This window comes from Vibrio sp. R-1 (genome assembly GCF_035615595.1).
Classification (GTDB): Bacteria; Pseudomonadota; Gammaproteobacteria; order Enterobacterales; family Vibrionaceae; genus Vibrio; species Vibrio cholerae.
Genome location: NZ_WPDC01000119.1, coordinates 1 through 7,710, shown reverse-complemented (window position 1 = coordinate 7,710; position 7,710 = coordinate 1). Strand labels below are relative to the sequence as shown.

The 7,710-nt window shown below is 47.8% G+C and carries 7 protein-coding genes; all 7 read left to right on the top strand.

Annotated elements, in window-relative coordinates; translation table 11 throughout:
* Positions 1-222: 222 nt before the first annotated feature.
* Positions 223-603, top strand: coding sequence for a preprotein translocase subunit SecE (gene secE, locus GOU96_RS16185; protein ID WP_000646629.1), 381 nt, complete (start codon positions 223-225; stop codon positions 601-603).
* A gap of 15 nt (positions 604-618) precedes the next feature.
* Positions 619-1,167: a transcription termination/antitermination protein NusG gene (gene nusG / locus GOU96_RS16180; protein ID WP_001287510.1), complete on the top strand. Its 549-nt coding sequence runs from the start codon at positions 619-621 to the stop codon at positions 1,165-1,167.
* A gap of 130 nt (positions 1,168-1,297) precedes the next feature.
* Entirely contained in the window at positions 1,298-1,726 is a 429-nt protein-coding gene (rplK, locus tag GOU96_RS16175) for a 50S ribosomal protein L11 (RefSeq protein ID WP_001085796.1), read from the top strand.
* A gap of 4 nt (positions 1,727-1,730) precedes the next feature.
* Entirely contained in the window at positions 1,731-2,432 is a 702-nt protein-coding gene (rplA, locus tag GOU96_RS16170; protein WP_001096669.1) for a 50S ribosomal protein L1, read from the top strand.
* Positions 2,433-2,701: 269 nt separating this feature from the next.
* Positions 2,702-3,190 carry a 50S ribosomal protein L10 gene (gene rplJ, locus GOU96_RS16165; RefSeq protein ID WP_001207198.1) on the top strand — a complete coding sequence of 163 codons (489 nt, stop codon included), beginning with the start codon at positions 2,702-2,704 and terminating at the stop codon, positions 3,188-3,190.
* Positions 3,191-3,256: 66 nt separating this feature from the next.
* Complete coding sequence (gene rplL / locus GOU96_RS16160; RefSeq protein WP_000028973.1) at positions 3,257-3,622, top strand: 50S ribosomal protein L7/L12; 366 nt, start codon at positions 3,257-3,259, stop codon at positions 3,620-3,622.
* Between the two features lie 240 nt (positions 3,623-3,862).
* A partial coding sequence (gene rpoB, locus GOU96_RS16155) for a DNA-directed RNA polymerase subunit beta (protein WP_324702018.1) occupies positions 3,863-7,710 on the top strand: 3,848 nt, incomplete at its 3' end.

Below are 7,710 nucleotides of genomic sequence, written 5' to 3'. Positions count from 1 at the left end.
TATTTGACTAAGCACTACTAAAAAGGGCATCATTTGATGCCCTTTTTCTGCGCTGCGCAATAATGTGTCGATTTCTTGATCAAACGCAGCCAAAATTTGGGGTTGAGAGAGTATTTTCTCGCTCTTTAGTATGGAATCAGCGCATTGCGTTGACCGAATGGATTTGCCCTGCAACAGCGGGGTCGTTGTCGTCTAGAAGTCAGATATGTGACAGGTTGGTTTATGAAAGCAAACAACGCTGAAGCTCCTGATAGCTCAAATGCAGCAGACACTCTAAAGTGGGTAGCCACTTTTGTTCTGCTGGTTGCCGCTGTTGTGGGTAATTACCTGTATGGTGAACTGTCTGTGGTGGCTCGCGCCGCAGGTGTAATTGTGTTGATTGCTGCAGCACTTGGTGTTGCTGCGACAACAACAAAAGGCAAAGAAGCGATCGTTTTTGCTCGCGAATCTCGCATGGAAGTTCGCAAAGTAGTTTGGCCAACACGCCAAGAAACTATGCAAACCACGCTGATCGTTTTAGCAGTAAGTATTGTAATGGCTCTGGCGCTTTGGGGTATTGACGGCATTATGGTTCGTCTAGTGGCCTTTGCGACCGGAGTATAGTAGAGGGTTTAATACATGAGTGAAGCTCCCAAAAAACGCTGGTATGTAGTTCAAGCCTTCTCGGGATTTGAAGGACGTGTTGCTCAGTCACTTCGTGAACATATCAAAATGCACGGTATGGAAGAGCTGTTTGGTGAAGTGTTAGTACCAACAGAAGAAGTGGTAGAAATGCGCGCTGGCCAACGCCGCAAAAGTGAACGTAAATTCTTCCCAGGTTATGTGCTAGTGCAGATGATCATGAATGATGAATCTTGGCACTTGGTACGTAGCGTACCTCGCGTGATGGGATTCATCGGTGGTACATCAGATCGCCCAGCTCCTATCACAGATAAGGAAGCGGATGCGATTCTGAATCGTCTTGAGAAAGCCAGCGAAGCACCACGTCCTAAAACCATGTTTGAAGCAGGTGAAGTCGTGCGTGTTAACGACGGTCCATTTGCTGACTTCAACGGTACCGTTGAAGAGGTGGATTACGAGAAAAGCCGCTTGAAAGTGTCGGTTTCGATCTTTGGTCGTGCAACACCTGTTGAACTCGAATTTGGTCAAGTGGAAAAGCTTGATTAAAAAAGCATCTCTTTAGGCTTGTCTGGGGCGTGGATTATGACTATAATTTCGCGCCTTTTTACAGGTTCTTTATGAAAACCGGGGAGCTGATCAATCGATTAGCGTTTGCACCCATAATCTAGGAAATATCATGGCTAAGAAAGTTGAAGCTTATGTAAAGCTGCAAGTTGCAGCTGGCATGGCAAACCCAAGTCCACCAGTTGGTCCTGCTCTAGGTCAACGCGGTGTTAACATCATGGAATTCTGTAAAGCGTTCAACGCACGTACAGAATCTCTAGAGAAAGGTCTACCAATCCCAGTAGTTATTACTGTGTACAGCGACCGCTCTTTCACGTTCGAAACTAAGACTCCACCAGCATCTGTTCTTCTGAAGAAAGCAGCTGGCATCAAGTCTGGTTCTGCACGTCCTAACACTGCTAAAGTGGGCACAATCACTGACGCTCAAATCCAAGAAATCGCTGCTACTAAAGCAGCTGACATGACTGGTGCTGATATCGAAGCGATGAAGCGTTCTATCGCAGGTACTGCTCGCTCAATGGGCCTAGTGGTTGAGGGTTAATACAATGGCAAAACTAACTAAGCGTATGCGTACTATCCGCGCAAAAGTGGATGTAACTAAAGAGTACGACATCAACGAAGCTGTTGCTCTGCTGAAAGAGCTGGCAACTGCGAAATTCGTTGAATCAGTTGACGTTGCTGTTAACCTGGGTATCGATGCTCGTAAATCTGACCAAAACGTTCGTGGCGCTACTGTACTGCCACACGGTACTGGCCGTGACATCCGCGTAGCGGTATTCACTCAAGGTGCTAACGCTGAAGCAGCTAAAGCAGCTGGTGCAGAACTGGTTGGTATGGAAGATCTGGCTGATCTCGTGAAAAAAGGCGAAATGAACTTCGACGTAGTTATCGCATCTCCAGATGCAATGCGCGTTGTTGGTCAACTAGGTACTATCCTAGGCCCACGTGGTCTGATGCCAAACCCGAAAGTTGGTACTGTAACTCCTAACGTTGCTGAAGCGGTTAAGAACGCGAAAGCAGGTCAGGTTCGTTACCGTAACGACAAGAACGGTATCATCCATACCACTATCGGTAAGGTGACGTTCGAAGCAGACCAACTGAAAGAGAACTTAGAAGCTCTGCTGGTTGCTCTGAAGAAAGCAAAACCATCTTCTGCGAAAGGCGTTTTCGTGAAGAAGGTAAGCATCTCTACTACTATGGGTGCTGGCGTTGCTGTCGATCAGAATACTCTGAGCGCACAAGTTTAATGCATTTGCTTAGGCGCAGAATTTGTGTATAATTCTGCGCCTAATATTTGTGGTTGGGGCTGAACTTTTACCTCGTGGTGAAAACCCAGTCTCCGTCCAAGACCGTAGGCGTTATCCTCGGATAACTTAATAAAACCTACGTAGATGGTGCCCGAACTGACAGAAAGATCTACTTTTTAAGTTACCTTTCTTCTGGGACTGCACCAAAAAAGCTCTCACTGTTGTTGATAATAGTGAGCGGTGTAACGACAACCAGGAGTTAATCCAAGATGGCTTTAAATCTTCAAGACAAAAAAGCAATTGTTGCTGAAGTCAACGAAGCGGCCAGTGGTGCACTTTCTGCAGTTGTTGCTGACTCTCGTGGTGTTCAAGTTGCTGCGATGACTAATCTGCGTAAACAAGCTCGTGAAGCGGGCGTTTACCTGAAAGTTGTTCGTAACACACTGGCACGTCGCGCAGTAGAAGGCACAGCTTACGAATGTCTGAAAGACGTATTCGTAGGCCCTACTTTGATCGGCTTCTCTAACGAGCACCCAGGTGCTGCAGCGCGTCTTTTCAAAGACTTCGCTAAAGAGAACAAAGCATTCGAGATCAAAGCAGCTGCATTTGAAGGTGTACTGACTGACCCTGAAGTACTAGCGACACTACCAACTTACGACGAAGCGATTGCACGCCTGATGATGTGCATGAAAGAAGCTTCTGCTGGCAAGCTGGTTCGTACAATCGCTGCTGTCCGCGATCAAAAAGAAGCTGCATAAGCAAAATCGCTTTTGCTTTTTACTGGTTGCTAAATAAACTTATTGTTGACTTAAAAGAGAATTGTTATGTCTATTACTAACGAGCAAATCCTAGACGCTATTGCAGAAATGTCTGTAATGCAAGTTGTTGAACTGATCTCTGCTATGGAAGAGAAGTTCGGTGTTTCTGCTGCTGCTGCAGTTGTTTCTGGTCCAGCTGCTGCTGCTGCAGTTGAAGAGCAAACTGAATTCAACGTAATTCTGGCTGCTGCTGGCGCGAACAAAGTTGCTGTTATCAAAGCAGTACGTGGCGCAACTGGCCTAGGTCTGAAAGAAGCTAAAGCTCTTGTAGACGGCGCTCCAGCATCTGTTAAAGAAGCTGTATCTAAAGAAGAAGCAGAAGCACTGAAGAAAGAGCTTGAAGAAGCTGGTGCAACTGTTGAAGTTAAGTAATTCCTACTTAATTTCTTAGCCGAAAGGCTAATGGCTGGTGGTTTAATAACCACCGGCCTTTTTGCGCTGTAGGGTATGGACGAATTTTCCCGCTGTTTAAGCGTTCCATATTCATGCAAATGAGTTCATTTCAACGCAATGAATTCACACTACAGTAAACAGCGATTAGTCACTGTCCTCACCCTTTTTAACCTGAAAGGCGGACAGTTTGGGTCACTTATCAGCGAGCTGAGGAACCCCATGGTTTACTCTTATACCGAGAAAAAGCGCATCCGTAAGGACTTTGGTACTCGTCCACAAGTGTTGGACATTCCATACCTGCTATCGATCCAGCTCGATTCGTTCGAAAAGTTCATCGAACAGGATCCTGAAGGACAATACGGTCTTGAAGCCGCTTTTCGTTCTGTATTTCCAATTCAGAGCTATAACGGCAATTCAGAGCTGCAATACGTTAGCTACCGTCTTGGTGAGCCAGTTTTTGACGTTAAAGAATGTCAAATCCGTGGTGTAACTTATTCAAAACCGCTACGCGTGAAATTACGCTTAGTGATCTTTGATAAAGACGCGCCAGCAGGTACTGTCAAAGATATTAAAGAACAAGAAGTCTACATGGGCGAAATTCCGCTCATGACAGAAAATGGTACCTTCGTAATCAATGGTACTGAGAGGGTTATCGTATCCCAGCTGCACCGAAGCCCAGGCGTGTTCTTCGACAGCGATAAGGGTAAGACCCACTCTTCAGGTAAAGTTCTGTATAACGCACGTATCATTCCGTACCGTGGTTCATGGCTCGATTTTGAGTTCGATCCAAAAGACAACCTGTACGTACGTATTGACCGTCGTCGTAAGCTGCCTGCATCGATCATCCTGCGTGCACTAGGTAAAACTAGCGCCGAGATCCTGGACATCTTCTTCGAAAAAGTGAATTTCGAAGTGAAAGATCAAACTCTAATGATGGAGTTGGTTCCAGAGCGTCTGCGTGGTGAAACTGCGACCTTCGATATCGAAGCGGATGGCAAGGTTTACGTAGAGAAAGGCCGTCGTGTGACTGCACGTCACATCCGTCAACTTGAAAAAGATGGCGTGAACTTTATTGAAGTTCCGGTTGAGTACATCGTAGGTAAAGTATCTGCGAAAGATTACGTGAATGAAGCGACTGGCGAACTGATCATTACCGCGAACCAGGAAATCAGCCTGGAAGCGCTAGCGAACCTGTCTCAAGCAGGTTACAAAAAGCTAGAAGTTCTGTTTACCAATGATCTGGACCACGGTCCGTTCATGTCAGAAACCCTGCGTGTTGATAGCACGACAGATCGCATCTCTGCACTGGTAGAAATCTACCGCATGATGCGCCCTGGCGAGCCACCAACGAAAGAAGCCGCGGAATCGCTGTTTGAAAGTCTATTCTTCTCTGCAGAGCGTTACGATCTGTCGACTGTTGGCCGTATGAAGTTCAACAGCTCAATCGGTCGTGAAGATGCGGAAGAGCAAGGCACGCTGGATGAAGTTGACATCATCGAAGTGATGAAGAAGCTGATCTCGATTCGTAACGGTAAAGGCGAAGTGGACGATATCGACCACCTTGGCAACCGTCGTATCCGTAGTGTCGGCGAAATGGCAGAGAACCAATTCCGTGTTGGTCTGGTACGTGTTGAACGCGCAGTGAAAGAACGCCTAAGCTTGGGCGATCTGGACAACGTGATGCCACAAGACCTGATCAACGCGAAACCAATTTCTGCTGCTGTAAAAGAATTCTTTGGTTCTTCTCAGCTGTCTCAGTTTATGGATCAGAACAACCCGTTGTCAGAAGTGACGCATAAGCGTCGTATTTCTGCATTGGGTCCTGGCGGTCTGACTCGTGAGCGTGCTGGCTTCGAAGTACGTGACGTACACGTAACGCACTACGGTCGTCTATGTCCTATCGAAACACCTGAAGGTCCAAACATCGGTTTGATCAACTCGCTGTCTGCGTTTGCACGCTGCAACGAGTACGGTTTCCTAGAAACCCCTTACCGTCGCGTAGTCAACGGTGTTGTGACTGACGAAGTGGATTACCTCTCTGCGATTGAAGAAGGTCAATTCGTTATCGCTCAGGCGAACGCTAAGCTGACAGAAGAAGGCGGTTTTGCTGATGAACTGGTTACCGCACGTCAAAAAGGCGAGTCAGGTCTTCACCCACGTGAACACGTTGACTACATGGACGTTGCGACAAACCAAGTTGTATCGATCGCGGCATCCTTGATCCCGTTCCTAGAACACGACGATGCGAACCGTGCTTTGATGGGTGCGAACATGCAACGTCAGGCGGTTCCAACTCTGCGTTCAGAGAAACCACTGGTTGGTACGGGTATCGAGCGTAACGTAGCGGTTGACTCTGGTGTAACAGCGGTGGCGAAACGCGGCGGTGTTATCCAGTCAGTTGACGCTTCTCGTATCGTAGTCAAAGTGAACGAAGAAGAGTTGATCCCTGGCGAAGCGGGTATCGACATCTACAACCTGACTAAGTACACCCGTTCGAACCAGAATACTTGTATCAACCAGCGTCCATGTGTGATGCCGGGTGAACCTGTAGCTCGTGGTGATGTACTGGCAGACGGTCCTTCCACTGACCTTGGCGAACTGGCTCTTGGCCAAAACATGCGTATCGCATTCATGCCTTGGAACGGTTACAACTTCGAAGACTCGATCTTAGTGTCTGAGCGCGTAGTTCAAGATGACCGCTTTACCACTATCCACATCCAAGAGCTTTCTTGTGTGGCGCGTGATACTAAGCTGGGCGCAGAAGAGATCACGGCTGACATCCCTAACGTGGGTGAAGCGGCTCTGTCTAAGCTTGACGAATCTGGCATCGTGTACATCGGTGCAGAAGTGAAAGGCGGCGACATTCTGGTTGGTAAAGTGACGCCAAAAGGTGAAACTCAACTGACTCCAGAAGAGAAACTGCTGCGTGCGATCTTCGGTGAGAAAGCCTCAGACGTGAAAGATACGTCTCTGCGTGTACCGAACTCAGTAGCAGGTACGGTTATCGACGTACAAGTCTTTACTCGCGATGGCGTAGAAAAAGACAAGCGTGCGCTTGAAATCGAACAGATGCAGCTGAAAGAAGCGAAGAAAGACCTGACTGAAGAGTTCCAAATTCTGGAAGGCGGTCTTCTGGCGCGTGTTCGTTCTGTACTGCTGGCGGGTGGTTACACTGAAGCGAAACTGGGTTCAATCGAACGTAAGAAATGGTTAGAGCAGACGCTTGAAAATGAAGAGCTGCAAAACCAGTTAGAGCAACTGGCAGAACAGTACGATGAACTGAAAGCAGACTTCGATAAGAAGTTTGAAGCGAAGCGTCGTAAGATCACCCAAGGTGATGATCTGGCTCCTGGCGTACTGAAGATTGTTAAGGTTTACCTAGCAGTGAAACGTCGCATCCAGCCGGGTGATAAGATGGCGGGTCGTCACGGTAACAAGGGTGTTATCTCTAAGATCAACCCTGTTGAAGACATGCCATACGATGAAAACGGTCAGCCGGTTGACATCGTACTGAACCCACTGGGCGTACCATCACGTATGAACATCGGTCAGATCCTAGAAGTTCACTTGGGTCTGGCGGCGAAAGGTATCGGTGACAAGATCAACCAAATGATCAAGGAACAACAAGAGCTGGCGAAGCTGCGTGAGTTCCTGCAGAAGGTTTATGATCTAGGCGATACTCGTCAACGTGTTGATATCTCAGAACTCAGTGATGAAGATGTTCGTACACTGGCGCATAACCTGCGTGCTGGTCTACCGGTCGCAACGCCAGTCTTCGATGGTGCTCCTGAATCGTCTATCAAAGCTATGTTGGAACTGGCGGATCTGCCAGCTTCAGGTCAGTTGACTCTGTTCGATGGCCGCACGGGCGACGCATTTGAGCGTCCTGTTACCGTGGGGTACATGTACATGCTGAAACTGAACCACTTGGTTGACGACAAGATGCACGCTCGTTCTACAGGCTCTTACAGTCTGGTTACTCAGCAACCTCTGGGTGGTAAAGCTCAGTTCGGTGGTCAGCGCTTCGGTGAGATGGAAGTGTGGGCACTGGAAGCATACGGTGCTGC

Bases quoted from the DNA above. Each gene is read 5' to 3' on its own strand.
- rplA (WP_001096669.1), top strand. From the start codon at position 1,731: ATGGCAAAACTAACTAAGCGTATGCGTACTATCCGCGCAAAAGTGGAT.
- rplK (WP_001085796.1), top strand. From the start codon at position 1,298: ATGGCTAAGAAAGTTGAAGCTTATGTAAAGCTGCAAGTTGCAGCTGGC.
- secE (WP_000646629.1), top strand. From the start codon at position 223: ATGAAAGCAAACAACGCTGAAGCTCCTGATAGCTCAAATGCAGCAGAC.
- rplL (WP_000028973.1), top strand. From the start codon at position 3,257: ATGTCTATTACTAACGAGCAAATCCTAGACGCTATTGCAGAAATGTCT.
- nusG (WP_001287510.1), top strand. From the start codon at position 619: ATGAGTGAAGCTCCCAAAAAACGCTGGTATGTAGTTCAAGCCTTCTCG.
- rplJ (WP_001207198.1), top strand. From the start codon at position 2,702: ATGGCTTTAAATCTTCAAGACAAAAAAGCAATTGTTGCTGAAGTCAAC.